This window comes from Streptomyces sp. STR69 (assembly GCF_024519455.1).
GTDB lineage: Bacteria > Actinomycetota > Actinomycetes > Streptomycetales > Streptomycetaceae > Streptomyces.
Genome location: NZ_JALJRY010000006.1, coordinates 251376 through 274378 on the forward strand (window position 1 = coordinate 251376; position 23003 = coordinate 274378).

Sequence of the window (23003 nt, forward strand, 5' to 3'; positions counted from 1 at the left end):
AACAGAGGGGGAAGACATGGCAGTTCGTACGGCACTCATGGCCGCGACGGCGGTGGCGCTGTCGGTCGCACTGGCGGGACCCGCGCTCGCGGCGGAGCCCGCCGGGAAGGACCACACGGCGACACGGGAGGCGCTCCGGGCGGCCGTGCAGGACGGCGTACCCGGCGTCACCGCCACGGTGAAGGACGGCGACACCACCTGGTCGGCGACAGCCGGTGTGGGCAACCTCCGCACCGGCAAGCCGCGTTCGGCCGACGACCGCTACCGGATCGGCAGCATCACCAAGGCCTTCGTGTCGACGGTGCTGCTCCAACTGGAGGCGGAGGGCCGACTGTCGCTCGACGACACGGTGGAGAAGTGGCTGCCGGGCGTGGTCAAGGGCAACGGCAACGACGGCGGCAAGATCACCGTCCGCCGGCTCCTGAACCACACCAGCGGCATCTACAACTACACGGAGGACGACGACTTCGGCCGCGCGTACTTCACCAAGGACGGCTTCTTCCAGCACCGTTACGACACGAAGACCCCGGCCGACCTGGTGGCGATCGCCATGTCCCACAAGCCGGACTTCGCGCCGGGAACGTCGTGGCACTACTCCAACACGAACTACGTCCTCGCCGGCATGGTCATCCAGAAGGTCACCGGCCACTCGTACGCGACGGAGATCCGCGATCGCATCATCAACCCCCTGCACCTGAAGGCGACTTCACTCCCCGGCACGAGGGTGACGGTGCCGAGCCCGAGCAGCCGCGCCTACAGCAAGCTGGCGGAGGAGACGACGGGCCCGACGTACGACGTCACGAAGCTGAACCCGTCCCTCGCCTCCTCGGCGGGCGAGATGATCTCCGACTCGGCCGACCTGGACCGCTTCTACGGCGCCCTGCTGGGCGGAAAGCTCCTCCCGGCGAAGCAGCTCAAGGAGATGCAGACGACGGTGCCGGCGGGCGACAGCCCGACCACGCGCTACGGCCTCGGCATCTCCGACATCAAGCTGCCCTGCGGTGTCCATCTCTGGGGCCACGACGGCGGTATCCACGGCTCGTCGTCGGCGGTGGTGGCGACGCCGGACGGCCGCCATTCGCTGGCGTTCAACTTCAACGGGGACTGGTCGGGGGATGCGGGGGCGGTGGTGGTGGGGGAGTTCTGCGGTAAGTAAGGGTTCGCTTGCGTAAGTGGAACAGCGTTCCGTATGGTTTTCCGGAACGCTGTTCCACTTACTTGGGGAGAGTCATGCACTACCGCACGCTTGGCCGCACCGGCATCAAGGTCAGCCCCTACTGCCTGGGCGCGATGATGTTCGGCGCGATCGGCAACCCCGACCACGACGACTCCGTCCGGATCATCCACAGGGCGCTGGACGCGGGCATCAACTTCGTCGACACCGCCGACGCGTACTCGCGCGGCGAGTCGGAGGAGATCGTCGGCAAGGCGCTGAAGGGTGGCCGACGCGACAACGTCGTACTGGCGACCAAGGCGCACCTTCCGATGGGCGACGACCCCAACCAGCGCGGAAACTCCCGGCGTTGGCTGGTCCGGGCGCTGGAGAACTCCCTGCGCCGCCTCGGCACCGACCACGTCGACCTGTTCCAGATCCACCGCCCCGACCCGGACACGGACGTGGAGGAAACCCTCTCGGCCCTCACCGACCTGGTGCGCGCGGGCAAGGTGCGGGCGGTCGGCACGTCCTCCTTCCCCGCGTCGGACATCGTCGAGGCGCAGTGGGTGGCGGAGCGACGCGGCCTGACCCGCTTCCGCACGGAGCAACCGACGTACTCGATCCTGAACAGGGGCATCGAGCGCGAGGTCCTCCCGGTCTGCGAGCGCTACGGCATGGGCACGCTGGTCTACAGCCCCCTGGCGGGCGGCCTGCTCACCGGCCGCTACCGCAAGGACGGGCAGCCGGACACCCACCGCTCCGCCTTCGGCTTCAAGCACCTCACCGACGAACACCGCCTCGACACGGTCGAACAGCTCGTCCGGCTCGCCGAGAAGGCGGGGTTGCCGTTGACCCACCTGGCGATGGCCTTCGCGATCACCCACCCCGGCGTCACCTCGGCGATCATCGGCCCGCGCACGATGGCTCACCTGGACGACCTGCTCGCCGGTGCGGAGACCGTCCTGTCGGACGAAATCCTCGACGAGATCGACGAGTTGGTCCCGCCCGGCACGGACGTAGGCACCCTCGACATGGCGTACGCCCCGCCGGCCGTCCAGCGAACGGCATTGCGCAGGCGCGCACTTGAGGAACGTACGGCTGCCTGACTGGCGGTCAGCCTCGTTGGATGTGGGTGAGGAAGGGGGTCCAGGCGGAGGCGGCGAGGAGCAGGGCGGGCCCGGTGGGGTTCTTGGAGTCGCGGACCGCTATGCCGGTGGGGCGGATTCGGGCGGCTTCGATGCAGTTCTGGCCGCCCGAGTCGCTGTAGGAGGACTTGAACCAGGCGTGTTCGGGGGCGAGTTCGACGCAGTTGTTGCCGGTGCCGTCGCTGTATGAGGACTTGTGCCAGGCCGTTTCGGGGGCGAGGGCGGTGGCGGTGGGGACAGTGGGCATGGACCTACAGCTCTCGTTTCAGTCGGTGCAGGAAGTCGGCGGTGTCCTCGGGGGGCAGCGCTGAGGCCACCATGGAGTCGAACCGGCGTGCAAACCGGTCCACTTCACGGGGTTTGTCGGACGTGGAGAGGGCTCCCCAGGCGTTGTCGACCTGGACTCTCGCCGGGAGTTGATCGCCGAATTCGAGGATCGCGAAGTCGTGCGCGGAGCGGTATCCGGTCCGGAACGGCAACACCTGGATGGTGATGTGGTCCCAGGAATTCAACGTCACCAGTCTTTCGAGCTGCTCGTGCATCACGTCAGTGCCGCCCACCGGATACCGAAGGGCCGCCTCGCCGAGGATGACGCGGAGCCTGACCGGATCCTCTCGGGTGAGCACCTCCTGGCGCTTCATCCGCAGCTCCACGCTACTGCGGATGAACTCCGAGGTGGTTTCCTCGACCGGCTTGTGCAGTTCGAGCAGGGCTTGCGCATAACGCTGTGTCTGGAGCAGGCCGTACACCAGTGTCGGGTGGTACGCCCGCATGCCTCGCGCTTCCGGTTCGAGCCCGACGAAGCCAGGCATTCCGGCAGGCATGATGCCCCGGAACTGGGTCAGCCAGTCCTGCGTCGCCGACTCCCGGTTGAGGTTGATCAGGGACTCGACGACGGCTTCGTCGGCCACGCCGTATCGAGCCAGCAGTTTGCGGAGATCTCCCACGTTTCGGAAGTTGAGGGAGCCGGTCTCGATCCGCTGCAGGGCGGCTTCCGAGATGCGCGTTCCCTGGATGGCCTGCTTACGGGTCAGCCCGCCACCGCGGTCGCCGAGTCCGCAGTTCTCGCGCAACTGGCGCAGTTGTAATCCGAGTTCGAGCCGTTGGCCCGTGCGCCCACGTTTGGCCGCCATGTGCACCGCCCTCGTGCCTCTGTGCGTGTTACTTCGTGCTGTGTGCCGAGTCTTGCATCCCGCGTGCAGCGCGTGCAGTCGGTTGTGCAGAACTCGGCATAGTCCATTTTCGTTCCCGTTGAATATTCGAGCGGGTTTCGATTGCAGGTCAACCAGCAACCCCGTCACCGTGGTTGGGCACCCCCTCCCGAAAGGAACCCCATGCCCACCCCCGACTGGTCCATGAGCTACCCCATGACCCCGCGGAGCGTCCGCCTCGCCCGGCTCCACACCCGCCGTCGCCTCACCCTCTGGAACTGGCCCGGCGACATCGACGACGCCGTCCTCGTCACCTCCGAACTCGTCGCGAACGCGGTACGGCACGGGCGGCTCCCCGGGCATGAGGTCTGGCTGCGGGTCGCCGTAGACGAAGAAGAGAAATCCGCGCTGACGATCGACGTATCGGACCCGGTGCTGGAGTTCCCTGTGGTCAACCTGGTCCCCAGTGGGGAGTTCGGGCGCGGGCTTCTGGTCGTTCGCGGGGTGTCCGAGTCGCTTGACTGGTTTCCGCGCGGCGACGTCGGCAAGACCGTCCGCGCCCGCCTCGCCACCAATTGACCCCGGGATAACCAACCGGACTCGGATACGAGACGCCGAGTTCATTCATGCGAAATCTCCGTGCCGCCTCATAACGGCTAACCCGCTGTTCACGGGGATGGCTCGATTCATACGCAAGGCGGGTGGTCGTGTGCGCGCTAGACACGAACTGCACGTGCTGTCGGTCTACGAAGGCTTCTTCTCCGGAGGAGCCCGAATCGTCCACAGCGACGTCATCATGGGTCTGGTGGAGGGCGGCCAGCATCATTCGGTGCTGAGCATCCACGGAGAAGTACATCGAGAAGCAACCCGGCAGGCCATGGAGAACGACGCCTGCTATCAACAGCTCACCGCGGCCGGGGTCGGCGTCTCCACCCTCGGGCGTAGTTTCGGCGGTGGTGAGGGGCAGATCAGTACCGGGTTCTCCGGACCCGAGCTGGCCGACGCGGCCCGCGCCCTGGCCGACGCCGATGTCGTCCTGTCGCTCAAGGAGCAGCCGCTCTCCCTGCTCAACCAGGGAGGCCTGCCGCGCCGCCCGGTCGTCGTGTGCCTGCACCGTTCGGACCCCGAACACCAGGGCGCCGCTCTCGACGAGCTGAAGGCCGCCATCGCCGACGGCAAGGTCGTCGCCTGTGTCTGCTGCGCGGAGTCCACCCGCGACGCCTACCAGGCCGCCGGCATCCCGCCCGAGGTCCTCCACGTCATCCCCAACGGAGTGGATCTGCTCCGCTTCCGCCCCGACCCGGCCCGGCGGCTCGCCTTCCGCGCCTCCCTGGGGATTCCGGATGCCGCTCCCGTCGTAGTGTTCGCCGCGCGCTACGCCACGATGAAGAACATCCCGCTCTTCCTCAGCGCCGCCCACGAGTGGCTACGACGCGAACCCGCCGGCCACGTCGTCATGTGCGGCACCGGCATGACCGCCGACAACCAGCCCGCCCTCGCCGCCGACATCGACGCCGCCTTCGGAGCGGACAGGGAACAACTCGCCAAGAGGCTTCATCTTCTCGGTGTGCGGCGGGACATGGAGACCGTCTACGCCGGGTCGGACGTCGTCGCGCTGACGTCGTCCTTCGGCGAGGCCGCGCCCCTCTGTCTCATCGAGGGCATGATGTGCGGGGCCGTACCCGTCGCCACCGACATCGGCGACAGCGCGTCCATCGTCGCCGGGCACGGCATCATCACGCCCCCCGACCCGGACGCCGTCGCGTCGGCCTGGACCGAGGCGGTCATCGGCCGCGCGGAGTTCGCCAAGGCCCACGCCCGCAGCCGCGAACGGTTCAGCCGTACGCGCATGATCGCCTCCTACGCCGCCCTCCTCGACGGCCTGCACACCAGCCACACGACCACCAGCGCGACCCCGCCACCCCTCCCCGACCCCCTGTAGACCGAACACGCACGGACGGACCGAACACGCACGGAACACACGAGGAGGGACCACCGACCCCCCGGTGGCCCCTCCTCTCCCCTCCTGATCCCGCCCCGGTCCGTCACTACCGGGGCAGCACCACGACATATGCGGCCGGATCACGGTCCGCCGCCGCCATCAGTGCCGTACGGACCACCGCCGCCTGCTGCTCAAGACCGTCGCGCAGCTTCCTCGGGGTGATGTGGACGACCGTGATGCCGAGCCGTTCCAGGTGCTCGCGCTTGCGGGCGTACTCCGACCACAGCGCGTCCTCGTCCTGGCGCGGGGCGCGGGTGTCCAGTTCCACGGCGACCGCCTGCTCGGGCCAGTACGCGTCCAGGCCGCCCAGGTGCGGGCCGCCGGGCAGCCGCAGGTCCACGTTCCACACCGGGTCGGGAAGGCCGTACTCGCTCACCATCCGGTAGAGGCGGTCCTCCGCGATCGCGCGGCCCTCGGCCAGCAGCGAGTCCACCGCGTCCACCACGTGCGGGCGGCTCAGCAGCTTCGCATCGTTCAACTCCCGTACCACCGCGGCCGGTTCGCAGTGCCCGCCGCGTACCGCCTCGGTGAGCAGCCGGCGGACCGCGTTCGCGTCCGACAGTCCGGCCACCGCGTCCGCGACGGCACGCGGCACCGGGGCGACCGGGACGCCCTTCACCTGCCGTGCGGCGGGCAGCGCCGGGGTGCGGACGATGCGGGCACAGCCGGTGGAGCGCAGCCGGCGCATCCGGGGGACCAGGACGTCGATCCGGTCGAGGGAGGCGAGCGGCCCGGCCGAGGTGAAGCCGTACAGGGCCAGTGCGGCCAGGCCGGTGACCATCGTCTCCGCGTACGTCGGCCGGTGCGGCTCCTCCGCGCCGGGCTGGACCGGGACACCGGCCGTCCGCTCCCGCGCCGCGTACGTCAGCACCGCGTGCAGCCGCTCCTCGCCGGTGGGCGGACCGGAGTGCAGCAGGACGACGCCGGGGAGGAGCTGCTGCCAGGGGCCGCCGGGCCGGCACTGCTCGTTCACCTCGGCGGCCGGGACGCCGTGCGCCCGGAGCTGAGCCGTCGTCAGAACCCGGCGGTGCACCTCGGAGAGGTGGCTGAGGGGGCGGGGGGAGAGGGGGGTGTTGTGGTTCATGCAACGGGGTTTCCCGCGCCGGATCCGGTCCCTAACCGCTGTTACACGCCCGTCGACAAATCCGGACGATGCGGTACTAAAGGACAGGCGTTCGGATGCCGAGTAGGCACCGAAAACCCCTGGTCCGGATGGGGCGGACCAGGGGTTACGGTTGCGATTACCTGTATTCGGTAACGGTCACGCAGAGGCCAATCACAGGCCAACGATCAACCGTCGGAACCCCGCCCCTCGTTGTCCGCCGCCTGCGCCCGCAGCGCCCGCGCCAGATCGTCCCGTGACTCCAGCACCAGCCGCCGTAGCGCGGGCGCCGCACCCTCGTGGGAGGACAGCCACGCGTCCGTCGCGGCCAGCGTCGCCGGACCCTCCTCGGCGGTCGGGAACGCCGGGAACAGGCCCCGCACCACATCCATGCCGATCTGGATCGACCGTTCCGCCCACACCCGCTCGATCGCCGCGAAGTACTTCTCCGTGTACGGCGCCAGCAACTCCCGCTGCGACGGCTGCGCGAAGCCCGCGATCGTCGCCTCGACGAACGCGTTGGACAGCGCGTCCGACTCCACGACCTGCGCCCACGCCTGCGCCTTGACCGCCGCCGAGGGGCGGGCGGCGAGACAGCGGACCTGGTGCCGCTTGCCGGACGCGGTGTCGTCCCGGGCCAGCTCGGCGGCCACCACGGACTCGTCGGCAACGCCGTGCGCGGTCAGCGGCTCCAGGAACGCCCAGCGCAGCTCCTGGTCGACCACCAGGCCCTCGATCTTCTCCGTGCCGTCCAACAGGCCCCGCAGCAGCGCCAGTTCGTCCGGCGCCGACGCAACCGACGCGTAGAAACGCGCCCAGGCCAGCTGCTGCTCACTGCCGGGCTCGGCATTCCGCAGATCCCGCTCCGCGATGTGCGTCAGCAGCTTCGCGCCGGTCTCCCGCCACCACGGCGGCGAGTAGTTGACCAGCGCGGAGTTCGCCCACGCGTGCAGCACCTGCAGCACACCGATGTCGGTCTCCCGGCGCCCGAACTGCATCACCAGGTCGATGAAGTCGGGCGCGAGCAGCAGCGCGTCCCGTGTCATGTTCCACAGCGCCGACCAGCACAGGGCCCGCGCCATCGGGTCGGTGAGCGAGCCGAGCCGGTCCCGCAGGGTCGCCAACGACACCGCGTCGAAACGGGTCTTGGCGTAGGTGAGGTCCTCGTCGTTGACGAGCACCAGCTCCGGCGCGTCCGCACCGGCCAGCTCGACCACGACCGTGCGCGGACCGTCGACGTCCACCTCGGCCCGCTCGTACCGGACGAGGCGCTTGTTCTCCGTCCGGTAGAGGCCCACCACGACCCGGTGCGGGCGGAGTTCGGGGTGGGACTCGGCCGCCTCCTGCAACACCGTCAGCTCGGCGACACGGCCGCCCTCCACGTCCAACACCACTTGCGGAGTAAGGGAGTTGACCCCGGCCGTCTGCAGCCACGACCGCGACCAGGACGCCATGTCCCGGCCGCTCGTCTCCTCAAGCACCGACAGCAGGTCACCGAGGCGCGTGTTGCCGTACGCGTTCCGCTTGAAGTAGCGGCGCGCACCCTCAAGGAACGCGTCCTGGCCGACGTACGCCACCAACTGCTTCAGTACGGATGCCCCCTTGGCGTACGTGATGCCGTCGAAGTTGAGCTTCGCGTCCTGGAGGTCGCGGATGTCGGCGGTGATCGGGTGCGTGGACGGGAGTTGGTCCGCGCGATAGGCCCACGCCTTGCGGCGGTTGGCGAAACTGATCCACGCGTCGGTGAAACGGGTCGCGCCGACGCTCGCGAACACCCCCATGAAGTCCGCGAAGGACTCCTTCAGCCACAGGTCGTCCCACCACTCCATGGTGACCAGGTCGCCGAACCACATGTGCGCCATCTCGTGCAGGATCGTGTTCGCCCGCCCCGCGTACGACGCCTGCGTCACCTTCCCCCGGAAGATGTACTCCTCGCGGAAGGTGACGAGCCCCGGGTTCTCCATCGCGCCGAGGTTGTACTCGGGCACGAACGCCTGGTCGTACTTCCCGAACGGATACGGGTAGTCGAAGTGGTCGTGGAAGAAGTCCAGCCCCTGCTTCGTCACCAGGAACACGTCGTCCGAGTCGAAGTACGGCGCCAGCCCCTTGCGGCACATCGCGCCGAGCGGGATCTCCAGCGTCGTACCGTCGCCGAAGGTACGGGAGTAGGAGTCCGTGACGTAGTGGTACGGGCCCGCCAGGAACGCCGTGATGTACGTCGAGATCGGCTTCGTCTCCGCGAACTTCCATACCCCGTCGGTCAGTTCACCGGCACCGTTGCTCCACACCGTCCAGCCCTCGGGCGCCCGCACCTCGAAGCGGAACGGCGCCTTGAGGTCCGGCTGCTCGAAGTTGGCGAAGACCCGGCGCGAGTCGGCCGGCTCGTACTGGGTGTAGAGATAGATCTCGCCGTCCTCGGGGTCGACGAAGCGGTGCATGCCCTCCCCGGTACGGGAGTACGCGCACTGCGCGTCGACGATCAGCTCGTTCTCCGCCGCCAGGTCCTCCAGCTGGATCCGGGAACCGTCGAAGACCGCGCCCGGGTCGAGGTCCTTCCCGTTGAGCGACAGGGCGGTGACAGCCGGTGCGATCAGGTCCGCGAAGCTCGCCGCGCCCGGCTCGGCACAGCGGAACCGGATCGTGGTCACGGACCGGAACGTCCGCGGCCCGTCCCCGGCCTCGTCGCCCACCGCCGAACGCAGATCGAGGGACACGTCGTACCCGTCGACGGACAGCAGTGCGGCCCGCTCCCGGGCCTCGTCACGGGACAGATTCTCACCGGGCACGGAGGCACTCCCTCGGATGGTCATCGCTGCATGGTCAGGGCTGATCCTGCCATGTGCCCCTGACCGCGGGCACCCGGGAATGAGGTGGCGAGAGGCGGTGTTGCCGTGGGGAAACGGCCGTATTCCGAGGAGCGTCATGTCTGAGACCGCCAAGACCCCCGTGGACTTCTGGTTCGACCCGCTGTGCCCCTGGGCCTGGATGACCTCCCGGTGGGTGCTCGAAGTCGAGAAGGTCCGCGACATCGAGGTCCGCTGGCACATCATGAGCCTGGCGGTGCTCAACGAGCCCAAGATCGACGAGCTGCCCGAGGAGTACCGCGAGCTGCTCGCCACCAAGGCCTGGAAGCCGATCCGCGTGGTCACCGCCGTCTGGCAGAAGCACGGCGCGGACGCCCTCGGCCCCTTCTACACCGCGCTCGGCACCCGCATCCACAACAACGGCGAGGGCCCGACCGTCGAGGCCATCGCCGGCGCGCTCGCGGACGTCGGCCTGCCCGCCGACCTGATCGACTACGCCGACCAGGAGGACTTCGAGTTCGACGCCGAGCTGCGCGCCTCCCACAAGGAGGGCATCGACAAGGTCGGCCAGGACGTCGGCACCCCTGTCATCGCCGTCCCCGGCCCCGACGGCGAGCAGATCGCCTTCTTCGGCCCGGTCGTCACCCCCGCCCCCAAGGGCGAGGAGGCAGCCCGCCTCTGGGACGGCACCGTCGCGGTCGCGTCCGTTCCCGGCTTCTACGAGATCAAGCGCTCGCGTACCAAGGGCCCGGACTTCAGCAACCTGTAAGCACAGCACTTCAGCAACCGGTAAGCACAGCGGCGCTCACTGCGGCGCTCACTGCGGCGCTCACAGCGGTGCTTACTCCGGGGCGGCGGCCTTCTCCTCACGGAACTTCTCGGGGAGATCGCCGCCGCCTCGCGCGTGGTACGCCGGCTGGTACCGCACACAGCCCTTGACGGCGCAGCGCCACAGATCCCCCACGTAGTGCCGGGGCCCCTTCTCCGCACGGACGGCGGCCTTCTCGGCGTCGGCCATCTTCTGGAAGTCCTGCCACCCAAGACAGTTGGGGCACCATCGTCGAAGTACCGTCATGAACTCCTCCTCGCCACACGGGGCCAGGCCGGTAGTACACCGCGAATCGCAGCCGCCCGCCGCCGAAATCACCGGCTCCGTCGGCAATCACCGGCTCCGTCCGCGCGCCGCCGCCAGGCGGCCGAGGTGGTCCTCGAAACCGGCGGAGTAGTACGCCGCCCGCCCCGCGTCCGGCTCGACCACCTCCGTCGGCCGCGTCCAGGCCGCCGCGTCCAGCGGAACCCCGTACCGCTCCGCCGCCGCGAGCACCGCGCCCCGCGCCCCCACCTCACCCTCGACCACCCGCAACGGCCGCCCCAGCACATCAGCGAGCAGCCGCATCCAGGCCGGGCTGCGCGTACCCCCGCCGCACACCGCCAGCGAACCCGTCAGGCCCGCCGCCTCCAGACAGTGCCGGGCCGCGTAACCGATGCCCTCGCAGGTCGCCCGGATCAGATCGGCGGGCGTCGACTCCAGCGAAACACCGGTCAGTTCGGCACGGAGGCGAGGTTCGACGAAGGGCGCCCGCTCACCGGACGGCGCGAAGTACGGCAGCACCCGCACCCCGTTCGCCCCGGCCGGGGTCGCCGCCAGCAGCGCGTCCACCTCCTCGTGCCGGACGCCCGTCGTCGACAGCACCCAGTCCAGGGCCGCCGTCCCGACCATCGCGGGCATCGCGCGGAGCCAGTGCCCCGGCCGGTCCAGGGAGATGTACAGGCCGGCCGGTTCGCCGGAGAGGTCGAGATCGGTGGTCGCGACGAGACTGGCGAGGCAGGTGCCGACGATGAGGAGGCCGTCCCCGGGTTCCGTCACCCCCGCGCCGAGTGCGCAGGCGGGCAGGTCGTAGGGGCCGTTCGCGATGCGGGTGCCGGCCGGCAGTCCCTCGCCGTGGGTCTCGGCGGTTGCGACCGGGTCGCTGACCGGGGCCAGCAGGCGCCGGCGCCGGGTCAGACCGAGAAGTTCGACGACACCGTTGTCGTACGACCGTGTCCTGGGGTCGAGGAACGGCATCGACGCGTCCGAGACATCGGTGCCCGCCGGTGCCCCCGTGAGCCGCTGGAAGACCATGTCCTTGCAGAACAGGGCGTGCGCCGCCGCGTCCAGAGACTTGGGATCGTGCGCTGCCAGCCAGGCCAGCAGCGGGCCGGGGCAGCCCGGGAACATCGCGCTGCCGGTGCGTCGGAACACCGTTTCGAAGGTTCCGTCCGCCAGCCACTGGTCGAGCAGTTCGTGTGCCCGGCCGTCCATCCAGGACAGGGCGGCGTGTACCGGGCGGCCTGTCGTGTCGACCAGCCAGACGCCGTCGCCCTGGCCGGTGAGGCCTGCCAGTTCGATCGGTTCGGTCACGGTTGACGTCAATTCGTCGAGTACGGCCACTACCGCGCCGTACACCTCGTCCATGTCCTGCTCGACGTAGCCGCCGTGCATCGACAGCTCCACCGGGCGGGCGGCTACGGCGAGTTGACGGCCGGTGCTGTCGAAGGCGGCGGCCTTCACGGTGGACGTACCGACATCGATTCCTACGTACATGTGGGGACCTCCTGTGTGCTGGACCGGTGTTGTGAACGCACCGCGCGCGCACCTCTTTTGGTTCGGTCGCCTTCGGGGCGCCTTAAGCCGGTGTCGAGAGCCCCACCGTGCTCGGCGCTGCGCGCCTCCGCGCTCCCCCACTCTCGGCTTCGCTCGAGTGGGAGGGGCCCCACGGGCTCTCGACACCGGCGCGCCCCTACGGCGCCCTCTCGGCCGACGCGTGGGGACAGCGCAACTTGGTGGGCCCTCAACGGAGTTGGTGTGCGAGCGGTTGCCGACGTGTCCAGCGGGCCACCTCTGCTGCTGCTATCCGGGCCGCCTTCTCGGCGACGGAGCGGGAGGCGCCGCCCAGATGAGGGGTGAGGACCAGCCTGTCGGTGAGGCCGAACAGTCTTGAATCGGTGGGCAAGGGCTCGCGGGTGTATGTGTCGAGAGCCGCCGCCGACACCTGGCCACTCTCCAGGGCGTCGCACAGCGCCTCCTCGTCCAGGAGGGGACCCCGCGCCACGTTCACCACCACCGCACCGGGCCGCAGCAGCGCCAGCTCGCGGGCGCCGATCAGGCCGCGCGTCTCGGGGGTCAGACGCGCGTGCAGTGTGATGACCTGGGAACGGCGCAGGAGTTCGTCCAGCGCCGGGACGCGCAGTCCGTGGATCTCGCCGTGCACATAAGGGTCGTACACCATGACGCGGGCGCCGAAGGCGCAGAGAACGCGGGCCACGCGGCTGCCGACCGCCCCGTATCCGATCAGACCGACCGGCAGGTCCTCCAGCTCCAACCCGCTGTGCTCGTAGGTGTAGTAGGTGGCCCCCTGTTCCCAACTCCCCTGCCCGGCCAGGAGTTCGTGTGCCTGTGGGATGCGGCGGAGCGCGGCCAGCATCGTCCCCACGGTGAACTCGGCGGTGGCGGCGGCGTTTCGGCCGGGGGCGAAGCACACCCGTACGTCGTGGGTCTTCGCCGCGTCCAGGTTGACGTTGACCGGTCCGCCCCGGCACACCACGACCAGCTGGAGATCGGGACAGGCTGCCAGTACGCGTTCGGTGACCGGGCCCATCTGGGTGACCAGCACCTGGGCGCCGCCATCGCCGCGCAGGGCCTCGATCAGTTCGTCCTCGGCGTCGCTCGCCTCCTCGACCTCGGCGACCCGGCCGAAGGGTTCCAGGGGCCAGCCGAGCGTCAACTCGCTGACAGTGAAAGGGTGTTCGCGCAGTTCCTCGGCGATCGCGGAAGTGATCAGCGACGGCAGGACGAAATGGTCACCGGCGGCGACGACACGCAGGGTCTCGGTCATCGTGGGGCTCCCTCCCTCTTTGCCACGATGAACGGGGAATGCCGAATGCGTAACCCCTGTGGGAGGTCCGGATGATGTTCGAGGGTGACGGTGGGGCGTGGCTCGGGATCGACCTGGGTACGCAGAGCGTCCGCGCGCTGCTGGTCACCGGTGACGGGCGGGTCCTCGGTTCCGGTGCCGCCCCGCTGACCGGCCGCCGGGACGGGGTGCGGCACGAACAGGAGCCGGGGGAGTGGTGGGAGGCGGTGTGCGTCGCGTCCGGGGCCGCCTTGACGGGACAGCCGCGGCTACGGCTCGGCGGGCTCGCGGTGTGCGGCACCTCGGGGACTGTGATGCTGACGGACGGCGAGGGGCGTCCGCTGACGCCGGGGGTGATGTACGACGACGGGCGCGCGGTGGCGGAGGCGGCGCGGGTGGGTATGCAGCCGAGCTGGGCGCTGCCGAAGGCGTTGTGGCTGTTGGAGGCGTATGGGAGGGGGCGGGTCACCCATCAACCCGACGTCATCACCGCCCGGTTGACGGGTGGAAGCGGGACGGTGGTTCCGACCGACTCCAGCCATGCCCTCAAGACGGGCTACGACGCGGAGGGGGAGGCCTGGCCGTCCCGACTGGCGTACTTGGGTGACGTGTTGCCGGAGGTGGTCCGTCCCGGCACTCGGCTGGGGGAGGTCTGCCGGGCCGCCTCCGAAGCGACGGGCATTCCCGTCGGTACGCCGGTCATCGCCGGGATGACGGACGGCTGCGCGGCCCAGATCGCCTCGGGGGCCTTGTACGAAGGCTCCTGGAACTCGGTGCTCGGCACCACGCTGGTCCTCAAGGGGGCGTCCGCGAGGCCCGTCCGGGACAGCGCCGGGGTGGTCTACAACCACCGTGCGCCGGACGGGAGTTGGCTGCCGGGCGGGGCGTCGAGCGTGGGGGCGGGTGCGTTGCCGGCGGGGGGGGATCCGGTGGACATGGACAGGCGGGCGGCCCAGTACGAACCGTCGGGTGCCCTTGCCTACCCCCTCACCTCGCCCGGCGAACGGTTCCCCTTTCTCGCCCCGGACGCCACCGCCTTCACGCTCGGCACCCCGGTCTCCGAGGCGGACCGTTGGGCGGCGGTACTGCAGGGCGTGGCGTTCACCGAGCGCCTGTGCCTCGACTACCTGCACCAGTTGGGCGCTCCGATAGACGGGCCGCTCACCTTCACGGGCGGCGCGGCCCGCAGCGCGTACTGGAACCAGCTCCGCGTCGACATCCTCGGCCGCTCTGCCCGAGTGCCGGAACAGATCGAACCGGCCCTGGGGATGGCGGTGTTGGCGGTCCACGGAACCACCGGGACGCCGCTCGCGGAGGCAGCCGAGCACATGGTCCGCATCCGCACGGTCGTAGCACCCGATCCCGCCCGCACGGAGCGCTTCACGGAGCCGTACGCCCGCCTCGTGGCCGAACTGGAGTCACGGGGCTGGCTGCCCGCACCGGTCGCGGCACACGCCCGCAACCGTCTGAACCTGGAGACCGACGCCTCATGACCACCACCCTGCTCCTGGCCCGCCACGGCCAGACCGTCTGGCACGCCGAGAACCGCTACGCCGGCATCAGCGACGTCGCCCTGACGGACACGGGCGTCACCCAGGCGGAAGCCCTCGGCCGCTGGGCCGCCGCCCACCCGGTCGACGCGATCTGGACGTCCCCACTGTCCCGGGCCGTGCTCACAGCGGCCCCCGCCGCCCACGCCCTGAACCTCGTCCCGCACACCGAACCCGCCCTGCGCGAATGCGACTTCGGGGTGGTGGAGGGCCGTACGCTCGCGGAGTTCGCGGCGGAGGACCCCGGTGCGGCGGAGGCGTTCAGGGCCGACCCGGTCGCGTATCCCTTCCCCGAGTCCGAGGACCCGACGGCAGCGGCAGCGCGCGGCACAGCAGCTTTGCACCGCATCGCCGCCGCACATCCCGAGCAGCGCGTCCTGGTCGTCGCCCACAACACCTTGCTGCGTTTGGTTCTGTGCCGATTGCTGTCGATTCCGCTCAGTGAATACCGGCGCGTATTTCCCATGCTGCGAAACGCGGCGGTGTCCGAAATTCGCATGACGCAGGAAGAGAGCGCCCTGCTCTCGTTCAACGTGCCTTGTGTGTAAGAGGCATGCTCTGTTTGCTTGTTGGCTGTTCGAGGGGTAGTTGATGGTGAGCGAACAGGCTGTGCGCGTCGGCTGTCGAGCGCTGCGACATAGGTCGCGGCCACCTCCGCCATCGTGCTCTGGCGGTTCAGCACCCGGTGCACCTCGGCGTGGCCGATACCGGGTGAGCGCAAGGTGGTCACCAGCTCCAGGCGGGCCGGTCCGGCCGCGTCGTAGAGCCCGTGGTCGCCCGTGCTGCGGGTGGTTTCCGGCCGGCCCTCGTGTGCCGTCCATGGCTTTGAGTCTGCGACTTCCAGCCGCTGGAGGTGCAAGACGGGGGAGCGGGAAGAGCCCCCGCGAGTCACGTCCTCGCGGGGGCTCTTCCTCTCTGTCCGCCCGCCCGCGTGAAAGGTGAGAAGACGATCACGAGGCAGGACGTTTCAGCTGGGTCATACGGGCAGGATCGTCTGCCGGGACCTCGCCGCCTCGTAACGCCGGGCCACGTCCTGCCAGTTGACGACCGCCCACATCGCGTCGATGAAGTCGACCTTCTGGTTCCTGTACTGGAGGTAGAAGGCGTGCTCCCAGGCGTCGAAGACCAGGAGGGGGGTGGAGCCCTGGCCGACGTTGCCCTGGTGGTCGTAGATCTGCTCGACGATGAGGCGGGTGCTCAGGGGCTCGTAGGCGAGTGCGCCCCAGCCCGAACCCTGTGTCGTCGCGGCGGCCTTGGTCAGTTGGGCCTTGAAACCGGCGAACGAGCCGAAGGACTCGGTGATCGCGTCCGCCAACTCGCCTGCGCCGTCTGCCTCCAGGGGCTCGCCGCCGCCGTCGCCGGTCATGTTCTGCCAGTAGATGCTGTGCAGGATGTGGCCGGAGAGGTGGAAGGCCAGGCTCTTCTCCAGGCCGTTGACCGAGCCCCACTGCTCCTTGTCGCGTGCCTCCGCCAGCTGCTCCAGCGTGTCGTTGGCTCCCTTGACATAGGCCGCGTGGTGCTTGTCGTGGTGCAGCTCGATGATCTCGGGGCTGATCACGGGGGCGAGCGCGGCGTAGTCGTAGGGCAGGTCGGGCAGTGTGTAGACGGGCATGGCGGAGCGGTCCCCTTCGAGCCTCTTATTGCACATCGCTTGCAACTACAAACTATCAGCGAAAGTGTGCTGTGTGGCTACTCCGCCACCGATGTGTAGTGCGACGCGTCCCCCTCGATCGAGTAGCTCTCCTTGCCCTCGATGCCGGTCGGGATGTCGCCGGCGACGGTCACGCGGTTGAGGCGGCGGGGCTGGTTGTCGTAGTTGTCGATGGCGTAGTGCTGGGTGATGCGGTTGTCGAACAGGACGAGCTGGTTCGGGGACCAGCGGTGGCGCAGGATGTTCTCGGGGCGGGTGACGTACGCCTGGAGGATGTCGAGGAGCTTGCGGGACTCGCCGGGCGACAGGCCTACGATGCGTTGCGCGAAACCGCCTATGAACAGGCCGCGTTCGCCGGTCAGCGGGTGGACTCGGACCACCGGGTGGACCGTACGGAACTTGATGGACGTGAACTGGGCGCGCTGGGCCGCCTTTTCGTCGTCGATCTCCTCGTCCGGTACGGCGTAGTCGTAGTCGTTGGTGTGCTCCGCCCACAGGGTGTCGGCGAGGGCGCGGAGGGGTTCGGGCAGGTCGCGGTAGGCCGCCGCGGAGCTGGCGATCAGGGTTTCGCCGCCGTACGGCGGGACGGTGATGCTGCGCAGGGTGCTGGCCTGGGGCGGGTTGAGGACGAAGGTGACATCCGTGTGCCAGTGGTTGGCCCGGCCGCGCTCGCTGTCGACGGGCAGCACGTTCGGGGCGCCGTCGACGGCCGGCACGGTGGGGTGTGCGGTGGTGAGGTCGCCGAAGTGGCGGGCGAAGGCCTCCTGGCCCTCGTCGTCGAGGTGTACGTCGTCGAAGACCAGCGCCTTGTGGACGTTGAGGGCCTCGCGGATCGCCGTGACCTGCTCGGCGTCCAGCGGCTTGTTGATGTCGACACCCAAGACGCGGGCGCCGATGTGTGCGGTGACCTTCTGGATCTCGATCTCGATCTGGGTCTCGATGGACATGGTGAAGTCCCTTCAGGCAAAGGCGGGTTGGGTGTACTGGTTGGCGGGGCGGGGGAGGCCGTAGCGCTCCCGGAGGGTGGTGCGCGGGCCGTACTCGGTGCGGAGCAGGCCTCGGGAGCGGAGGAGGGGGACGACGTGGTCGACGAAGGCGTCGAGGCCGGAGGGCAGGACTGCCGGCATGATGTTGAAACCGTCGGCGGCGCCCTGCGTGAACCAGGTCTCGATAGCGTCGGCGACCTGTTCGGGTGTGCCTGCGAAGGTGAGATGGCCGCGTCCGCCGCCGAGCCTGCCGATCAGCTGCCGTACGGTCAGCCGGTCGCGGCGGGCGAGTTCGACGACGAGGGTGTAGCGGCTCTTCGCGCCCTCGATGGCGTCCTCGGGGGGCAGGTCGGTGGGGAGCTGGGCGTCCAAATCCAGGGTGCCGGGCGGTAGTTGGAGAAGGTGCTCCAGGCGGTCCACTCCGTGCGTGTACACGATGTGGTCCTCCAGGAGGCGTTCGTTGGCCCGGGCCTCTGCCTCCGTCGAGCCGAGCACCGGGACGATGCCGGGCAGCACCTTGATGTGCTCGGGGTCCCGACCGGCCGCCGCCGTACGGGACTTGAGGTCCGTGTAGAACGCCTGCGCGTCGGCGAGGGTCTGCTGCGCGGTGAACACCGCCTCCGCGTAGCGGGCCGCGAACGTCTTGCCGTCCTCGCTCGAACCCGCCTGCACGAGGAGGGGGTAACCCTGGGGCGAGCGGGGGACGTTGAGGGCGCCCTCGACGCTGAAGTACGTCCCCTGGTGGCGGGGCGGGTGGATCTTCGTGTCGTCGCCCCACACGCCGGCCGCCTTGTCGGCGACGATCGCGTCGTCCTCCCAGCTGTCCCAGAGCTTCAGGGCCACATCGAGGAACTCGGCGGCGCGTGCGTACCGTTCGGCGTGCGCGGGCTCGTGGTCGAGTCCGAAGTTGCGGGCTGCCTCCGCACCGGCCGTGGTGACGATGTTCCAGCCGGCCCGGCCGCCGCTGATGATGTCGAGCGAGGCGAACTTGCGGGCCAGGTTGTAGGGGGAGTTGTAGGACGTCGAGGCGGTGGCGATCAGGCCTATGTGTTCGGTCGCTGTGGCGAGTGCGGTGAGCAGGGTGAGGGGTTCCAGGGCACCTGCCGGGCGTTGGGCCAGGTTGCTCCACAACTGCGGTCCGTCGGCCAGGAAGAGGGAGTCGAAGGTGCCGCGCTCCGCGATCCGGGCGAGGTGTGTGTAGTGGTCCAGTTCGACGTGGGCGTAGGGGTTGCTCTCCGGGAGGCGCCAAGAGGCCTCGTGGTGACCGGTGTTCATGAGGAAGGCGTTGAGGTGGAGGCGGCGCGGCATGCCAGGTCCTTTGTGTGAGTGTTCCGGTGCCTTTCAATGCGGGCGGCGACAATCAGCCCGTTGGGGGTCTGGGGGCGCAGCCCCCCGGGCGGCTCGCGCAGCCGACGCTCACCGCGAATCCGACGTCACACCGAGCGCCGCCAGCAGCCGCTCCTGGTACTCCGCACGCGGCACCTCGGGGTCGATGGCCAGGTCCAGCCCGATCCGCCCCTCCTCCAGCACCAGCACCCGGTCCGCGAGGACGATCGCCTCGTCCACGTCGTGGGTGACCAGCAGCACCGAGGGACGGTGCCGTTCCCACAGCTCGCGCAGCAGAACGTGCATCCGGATCCGGGTCAACGCGTCCAACGCCCCGAACGGCTCGTCGGCCAGCAGCAGTTCGGGCTCACGTACGAGGGACCGGGCCAGTGCCGCCCGCTGCGCCTCGCCGCCGGACAGCTCGTTGGGCCAGGCCCGTTCACGGCCGGCGAGGCCCACCTCGGCGAGGGCCTCGCGGCCCTTCGCGGCGGCTTCCTTGCCCTCCGTTCCCAGCAGCACGTTGTCGAGCACCCGGCGCCAGGGCAGCAGCCGGGAGTCCTGGAAGACCACCGACACCCGTTCGGGGGCCGTGAGTCGGCCGCTGCCGACGACCTCGTGGTCCAGGCCCGCGATGGCCCGCAGCAGTGTGCTCTTGCCGGAGCCGCTGTGCCCGAGCAGGGCGGTGAACTGTCCGGCGGGCAGGTCGAGGTCGATGTCGTCGAGGACCGTACGACCGTCGAACGACCTTGTGAGGCCCCTGAGTTGGACGGTGGGCGCGGTGGTCAGCTGCTGAGTGTGCGGCGCCATGACAGCACCCTCCGTTCGACGAGACGGACCGCGCTGTCGGAGGCCAGGCCGAACACGCCGTAGATCAGCAGACCGACCAGGATGACGTCCGACTGGCCGTAGTTCTGGGCCTGGAACATCATGTAACCGAGGCCGCTGGTGGCGTTGATCTGCTCCAGGACCACCAGGCTCAGCCAGGAGCCGGTCACTCCGAGGCGCAGGCCGACGAAGAAGCCGGGCAGGGCGCCGGGGATGACGATCTGGCGGATGAACTGGAGCCTCGACAGGCCCTGGACCTCGGCGAGTTCGACATAGCGGTGGTCGATGCCGGACAGCGCGGCGTGCAGGTTGAGGTAGATCGGGATGTAGACGACGATCGCGATGATGGCGATCTTGAAGGTCTCGCCTATGCCCAGCCAGAGGATGAACAGCGGGATCAGGCCGAGGGTCGGGATGGCTCGGTTGAGCTGCACGGTCCCGTCGATCAGGGCCTCGCCGATCCGGCTGAGTCCGGCGGCGAGGGCGAGGACGACACCGGCGGTGAGGCCGAGGGCGAAGCCGTAGGCGGCGCGTTCCAGGGAGGTCAGCACGTCGGTGGGCAGTGTGCCGGCCGTCCACAGCCGGCCGGCGGTCCTCAGCACCGTCCAGGGCGCCGGGATCGCGGCCGGGTCCAGCTGTCCGGCGGCGGAGGCGGCGGCCCACAGGGCGAAGAAGAGCGCGGGGCCGATGATCCGGGAGGCGGGCAGGCGTTTGCCGGGGGCGAGGCCGCGGCGCCGCGCGCGCCGCCGTACTGCCGCCTTCTCCTCGACGGCCGTCACCCGCACGGTGGTTGTGTCGGCGGTCTGGGACGTGGAGGTCGTCATGGCCGTCACTTCCGGTACTCCGCCGGTACGGCCTTCGCCGCGATGTCCTCGAAGCGCCGGTCGAAGAGCGAGTCCACCTTGAACTCCTTCACGAAGCCGCCCTCCGCCAGCAGATCGGCGGTCTCCTGCTCCCACTTGACGGCCTCGTCCCAACTCGGCGGGAACAACGGCTTGTTGGCGAGTGCGGTGACGGACTGGGCCTGCGCGAGGGTCAGGTTCTGGGTCTTGACGTAGAACTCCTCGTTCCAGGTGTCCGGGTGCTCGTACTGCCAGACCTGGCCCTGCGCCCACTGCGGGATGTAAGCGGCGATCGCGGCGGCCTTCGCGGAGTCGGCCAGCACGGCGGACGGCGCCCACAGCAGACTGAGCAGGTCCACGACGTCGGTGGTGATCCCGCGGGCGCCCTTCGCCTCGTACTGCTTGAGGTACGCCGGTGCCTGGCTGTTGGCGAGCGGGGCGATGTCGACCTGGCCCGACTGCAGGGCCGTGAAGAACTGGTTGCTGGTCAGCGGGACGAGTTTCACCTCGTCGTACTTCAGGCCCGCTTCCTTCAACGCCCGCAGCAGTACGACGCCTTGGGCCTGGCCCTGCGAGAACGCGAGCTTCTTGCCCTTGAAGTCGGCGACCGTGTGGATGTCGCTGCCGGGCTTGGTGGCGAAGAGGTAGTTGGGCTTGCGGGTGATGTTGATCGCGACGATCTTCGCGTCGAAGCCCTGGTAGTGCGCCTGGATCGGTGGGATACCCGCGTTGTTGGCCAGGTCCAGGGACTTGGCGCGGAACGCGTTGATGACATCGGGACCGGCCCCGATGTTCACCCAACTCGACACGGTGAACGGCAACTTGGGCAACTTCGCCAGTTTGAACTGGAGTTGCTGGGTGTTGAGGTACGAGGAGATCTTCAGGCTCGTGCCGGTCGGCACCTTCTCGGCGAGCGGGGCGGACAGACCGGCCCCCGACTTCGAGGCCGCGGCACTGGTCGTGGCGCAGCCGCTGAGGCCGGCGATGCCCGCGGCGGCACCGAGCACGGAGGTGAGGAAGAGCCGCCGGTCGAGGCCGGGCGCACGGGAATTGGGCATGGGAGTACTCCCTGATCAAAAGTCGCGGAAACGCGGGAATGCGCGCGGGATTCACGGCAGAGGAAAGCCGGAGAAGGAAATGCGGGCAGGATGAGACCGGCGCCAGGGGCGCGTCAACGGGTCAGCAACAAGAAGTGCGACAACTCATCTGCAGGCTCATGAACAGGATGTTCTCGGTCATGAGCGCCTCCTGTCAACATTCCGAGTTTCTGAATTAAATAGTCGCCTGTGAAACACTCAAAGGATCCCGGAACAGCACGTCCAGCATCACCGAACCGCCCGCCACGGCCAGCACGGAATCCGGGAAACTCGTCGGCACGACGGCCGGCGCCCGCGCGTCACCGACCTCCTCGCGCAGCGCGCGCAGGCAGTCCTCGCGGTGGATGACGCCGAGTTCGGTGACGACCACCGTCTCCGGGTTGAGGATGTCGAGCAGCAGCCCGGCCGCCCGCCCCACCATCCGCGCCCGCTGCGTCAACAGCCGTACGGCGACGGGGTCTCCGCGCTCGGCCGCGGCCACGACGTGGGTCGGGTTCACCCCGTCGACGATCCCCGCCTCCCGGGCCCGTCGGCACAACGTCCGTTCGCTCAGCTCCACTTGGAGGCAGCCGACCCGGCCGCAGTCGCACGGCTCGGTGCCGCCGCGCAGGGGCAGATGCGCGATGGCACCAGCCTGCGAGCGGGGACCGTGATGCACCTCGTCGTTGGTGGCGAAGGCCGCGTCGACCACATTGCCGACGAAGAGATGCAGCACGCTGCGGCTGCCGCGGGCCTGCCCGAAGAGGCGCTCCCCGTTGACCAACGCGCGGGCATGGCCGTCCACATGGACCGGGAGCCCGGTGCGGCAGCCGAGGATCTCGCGCACCGGCACCTCCCGCCAGCCGAGCAGTGGGTGCTCGACGATGGTTCCGGAGTCCCGGTCGACCCAGCCGCCGGCGGCCACGCCGACGCCGAGCGGGGTGGACCCGGCCGCCGCCTCCGTCAGCAACGCGTCCAGCCCTTCGGCGGCCCGCGCCAGCACTCGTGAGGGGTCGGTGGTGTGGTGTCCGATGCGTCGCTCGGCCACCACCCGCCCGCGCAGATCGAGCAGCGCGACCGTCGTATAGGGCACGGCCACATGGACTCCGCCCACGATGAACCGTGATTCGTCCAGGTCGACGGGCACATGGGGCCGGCCCACACCTCCCGACCGTTCGGGTGTGGCCGACTCACGGATCAGGCCGAGTTCGGCGAAGTGGGCGCAGTAGTCGGTCACCGACGCCGGGGACAGCCCGGTCAGCCGGGCGATGGTGGAGCGGGCCACCGGCCCGTGCTCCAGCACGGACCGCAGGATGACACTCGCGTTGGTGCGCCGCCGGTCGCTGTCGGCGGCGCGGGGTACGGGGGAGCGTAGAAGAGGTGCCGCGTTACGGGGCATGGGGATCTTCCTCGGGAACGGGTCCGACAGTGCGCCGTCGTCTTGTGTGTCTCTGATGTGGGACACGTCGAGGCGCACCGGATCCGCTCCGCCCG

The 23003-nt window shown here is 69.5% G+C and carries 21 protein-coding genes; 7 read left to right on the forward strand and 14 right to left on the reverse strand.

Annotation, left to right across the window (positions count from 1 at the left end):
- The first annotated feature begins 16 nt into the window (after positions 1-16).
- On the forward strand, positions 17-1156 hold the full coding sequence (locus OC490_RS13470) for a serine hydrolase domain-containing protein (RefSeq protein ID WP_262058134.1): 1140 nt from the start codon (positions 17-19) through the stop codon (positions 1154-1156).
- Between the two features lie 74 nt (positions 1157-1230).
- Positions 1231-2262 carry an aldo/keto reductase gene (locus OC490_RS13475; protein WP_262058135.1) on the forward strand — a complete coding sequence of 344 codons (1032 nt, stop codon included), beginning with the start codon at positions 1231-1233 and terminating at the stop codon, positions 2260-2262.
- A 7-nt stretch (positions 2263-2269) separates the two neighbouring features.
- Here the strand turns inward: OC490_RS13475 and OC490_RS13480 are convergent, their stop codons facing one another.
- Positions 2270-2548, reverse strand: coding sequence for a DUF397 domain-containing protein (locus OC490_RS13480; RefSeq protein WP_262058136.1), 279 nt, complete (start codon positions 2546-2548; stop codon positions 2270-2272).
- A 4-nt stretch (positions 2549-2552) separates the two neighbouring features.
- Complete coding sequence (locus OC490_RS13485; RefSeq protein WP_262058137.1) at positions 2553-3434, reverse strand: helix-turn-helix domain-containing protein; 882 nt, start codon at positions 3432-3434, stop codon at positions 2553-2555.
- A gap of 201 nt (positions 3435-3635) precedes the next feature.
- Between OC490_RS13485 and OC490_RS13490 the strand changes: the two genes are divergently transcribed.
- Positions 3636-4031, forward strand: coding sequence for an ATP-binding protein (locus OC490_RS13490; RefSeq protein WP_262058138.1), 396 nt, complete (start codon positions 3636-3638; stop codon positions 4029-4031).
- A 154-nt stretch (positions 4032-4185) separates the two neighbouring features.
- On the forward strand, positions 4186-5394 hold the full coding sequence (locus OC490_RS13495) for a glycosyltransferase (protein ID WP_262058265.1): 1209 nt from the start codon (positions 4186-4188) through the stop codon (positions 5392-5394).
- A 106-nt stretch (positions 5395-5500) separates the two neighbouring features.
- Here the strand turns inward: OC490_RS13495 and OC490_RS13500 are convergent, their stop codons facing one another.
- Both OC490_RS13500 and pepN read right to left on the reverse strand, forming a co-directional pair.
- Entirely contained in the window at positions 5501-6538 is a 1038-nt protein-coding gene (locus OC490_RS13500) for a hypothetical protein (RefSeq protein WP_262058139.1), read from the reverse strand.
- Between the two features lie 206 nt (positions 6539-6744).
- Complete coding sequence (gene pepN, locus OC490_RS13505) at positions 6745-9342, reverse strand: aminopeptidase N (protein ID WP_262058140.1); 2598 nt, start codon at positions 9340-9342, stop codon at positions 6745-6747.
- Between the two features lie 136 nt (positions 9343-9478).
- Between pepN and OC490_RS13510 the strand changes: the two genes are divergently transcribed.
- Positions 9479-10129: a DsbA family protein gene (locus OC490_RS13510; RefSeq protein ID WP_043669822.1), complete on the forward strand. Its 651-nt coding sequence runs from the start codon at positions 9479-9481 to the stop codon at positions 10127-10129.
- Positions 10130-10201: 72 nt separating this feature from the next.
- On the opposite strand, the gene OC490_RS13515 is transcribed toward OC490_RS13510, so the two are convergent.
- From OC490_RS13515 to OC490_RS13525, 3 genes are all read right to left on the reverse strand, one after another.
- The gene (locus OC490_RS13515; protein ID WP_262058141.1) at positions 10202-10435 is read right to left on the reverse strand and encodes a hypothetical protein; all 234 of its coding nucleotides are present in this window, start codon (positions 10433-10435) and stop codon (positions 10202-10204) included.
- An 87-nt stretch (positions 10436-10522) separates the two neighbouring features.
- Positions 10523-11944 (reverse strand): FGGY-family carbohydrate kinase, encoded by a 1422-nt coding sequence (locus OC490_RS13520; protein WP_262058142.1) that lies wholly within the window; start codon positions 11942-11944, stop codon positions 10523-10525.
- A gap of 247 nt (positions 11945-12191) precedes the next feature.
- Entirely contained in the window at positions 12192-13235 is a 1044-nt protein-coding gene (locus OC490_RS13525) for a 2-hydroxyacid dehydrogenase (protein WP_262058143.1), read from the reverse strand.
- A gap of 71 nt (positions 13236-13306) precedes the next feature.
- On the opposite strand from OC490_RS13525, the gene OC490_RS13530 reads away from it, so the two are divergent.
- Complete coding sequence (locus OC490_RS13530) at positions 13307-14746, forward strand: FGGY-family carbohydrate kinase (protein ID WP_262058144.1); 1440 nt, start codon at positions 13307-13309, stop codon at positions 14744-14746.
- Positions 14743-15351, forward strand: coding sequence for a histidine phosphatase family protein (locus OC490_RS13535; RefSeq protein ID WP_262058145.1), 609 nt, complete (start codon positions 14743-14745; stop codon positions 15349-15351). The genes OC490_RS13530 and OC490_RS13535 overlap by 4 nt, the downstream gene beginning before the upstream one ends.
- 428 nt (positions 15352-15779) lie before the next feature.
- Here the strand turns inward: OC490_RS13535 and OC490_RS13540 are convergent, their stop codons facing one another.
- The 7 genes from OC490_RS13540 to OC490_RS13570 form a co-directional block, all read right to left on the reverse strand.
- A complete protein-coding gene (locus tag OC490_RS13540) occupies positions 15780-16415 on the reverse strand; it encodes a superoxide dismutase (protein ID WP_262058146.1) in 636 nt (211 codons plus the stop codon).
- Between the two features lie 77 nt (positions 16416-16492).
- Positions 16493-17401: a TauD/TfdA dioxygenase family protein gene (locus OC490_RS13545; protein WP_262058147.1), complete on the reverse strand. Its 909-nt coding sequence runs from the start codon at positions 17399-17401 to the stop codon at positions 16493-16495.
- Positions 17402-17413: 12 nt separating this feature from the next.
- The gene (locus OC490_RS13550; protein WP_262058148.1) at positions 17414-18748 is read right to left on the reverse strand and encodes an LLM class flavin-dependent oxidoreductase; all 1335 of its coding nucleotides are present in this window, start codon (positions 18746-18748) and stop codon (positions 17414-17416) included.
- Positions 18749-18856: 108 nt separating this feature from the next.
- Positions 18857-19573 (reverse strand): ABC transporter ATP-binding protein, encoded by a 717-nt coding sequence (locus OC490_RS13555; protein ID WP_262058149.1) that lies wholly within the window; start codon positions 19571-19573, stop codon positions 18857-18859.
- Entirely contained in the window at positions 19549-20415 is an 867-nt protein-coding gene (locus OC490_RS13560) for an ABC transporter permease (RefSeq protein WP_262058150.1), read from the reverse strand. The genes OC490_RS13555 and OC490_RS13560 overlap by 25 nt, the downstream gene beginning before the upstream one ends.
- A gap of 5 nt (positions 20416-20420) precedes the next feature.
- Positions 20421-21491, reverse strand: coding sequence for an ABC transporter substrate-binding protein (locus OC490_RS13565; protein ID WP_262058151.1), 1071 nt, complete (start codon positions 21489-21491; stop codon positions 20421-20423).
- A gap of 214 nt (positions 21492-21705) precedes the next feature.
- Entirely contained in the window at positions 21706-22908 is a 1203-nt protein-coding gene (locus OC490_RS13570) for an ROK family transcriptional regulator (RefSeq protein ID WP_262058152.1), read from the reverse strand.
- Positions 22909-23003: the final 95 nt, after the last annotated feature.

Coding starts and splice junctions, on each gene's coding strand:
- OC490_RS13470 (WP_262058134.1), top strand. CDS start 17: ATGGCAGTTCGTACGGCACTCATGGCCGCGACGGCGGTGGCGCTGTCG.
- OC490_RS13475 (WP_262058135.1), top strand. CDS start 1,231: ATGCACTACCGCACGCTTGGCCGCACCGGCATCAAGGTCAGCCCCTAC.
- OC490_RS13480 (WP_262058136.1), bottom strand. CDS start 2,548: ATGCCCACTGTCCCCACCGCCACCGCCCTCGCCCCCGAAACGGCCTGG.
- OC490_RS13485 (WP_262058137.1), bottom strand. CDS start 3,434: ATGGCGGCCAAACGTGGGCGCACGGGCCAACGGCTCGAACTCGGATTA.
- OC490_RS13490 (WP_262058138.1), top strand. CDS start 3,636: ATGCCCACCCCCGACTGGTCCATGAGCTACCCCATGACCCCGCGGAGC.
- OC490_RS13500 (WP_262058139.1), bottom strand. CDS start 6,538: ATGAACCACAACACCCCCCTCTCCCCCCGCCCCCTCAGCCACCTCTCC.
- OC490_RS13510 (WP_043669822.1), top strand. CDS start 9,479: ATGTCTGAGACCGCCAAGACCCCCGTGGACTTCTGGTTCGACCCGCTG.
- OC490_RS13515 (WP_262058141.1), bottom strand. CDS start 10,435: ATGACGGTACTTCGACGATGGTGCCCCAACTGTCTTGGGTGGCAGGAC.
- OC490_RS13520 (WP_262058142.1), bottom strand. CDS start 11,944: ATGTACGTAGGAATCGATGTCGGTACGTCCACCGTGAAGGCCGCCGCC.
- OC490_RS13525 (WP_262058143.1), bottom strand. CDS start 13,235: ATGACCGAGACCCTGCGTGTCGTCGCCGCCGGTGACCATTTCGTCCTG.
- OC490_RS13530 (WP_262058144.1), top strand. CDS start 13,307: ATGATGTTCGAGGGTGACGGTGGGGCGTGGCTCGGGATCGACCTGGGT.
- OC490_RS13535 (WP_262058145.1), top strand. CDS start 14,743: ATGACCACCACCCTGCTCCTGGCCCGCCACGGCCAGACCGTCTGGCAC.
- OC490_RS13540 (WP_262058146.1), bottom strand. CDS start 16,415: ATGCCCGTCTACACACTGCCCGACCTGCCCTACGACTACGCCGCGCTC.
- OC490_RS13545 (WP_262058147.1), bottom strand. CDS start 17,401: ATGTCCATCGAGACCCAGATCGAGATCGAGATCCAGAAGGTCACCGCA.
- OC490_RS13550 (WP_262058148.1), bottom strand. CDS start 18,748: ATGCCGCGCCGCCTCCACCTCAACGCCTTCCTCATGAACACCGGTCAC.
- OC490_RS13555 (WP_262058149.1), bottom strand. CDS start 19,573: ATGGCGCCGCACACTCAGCAGCTGACCACCGCGCCCACCGTCCAACTC.
- OC490_RS13560 (WP_262058150.1), bottom strand. CDS start 20,415: ATGACGACCTCCACGTCCCAGACCGCCGACACAACCACCGTGCGGGTG.
- OC490_RS13565 (WP_262058151.1), bottom strand. CDS start 21,491: ATGCCCAATTCCCGTGCGCCCGGCCTCGACCGGCGGCTCTTCCTCACC.
- OC490_RS13570 (WP_262058152.1), bottom strand. CDS start 22,908: ATGCCCCGTAACGCGGCACCTCTTCTACGCTCCCCCGTACCCCGCGCC.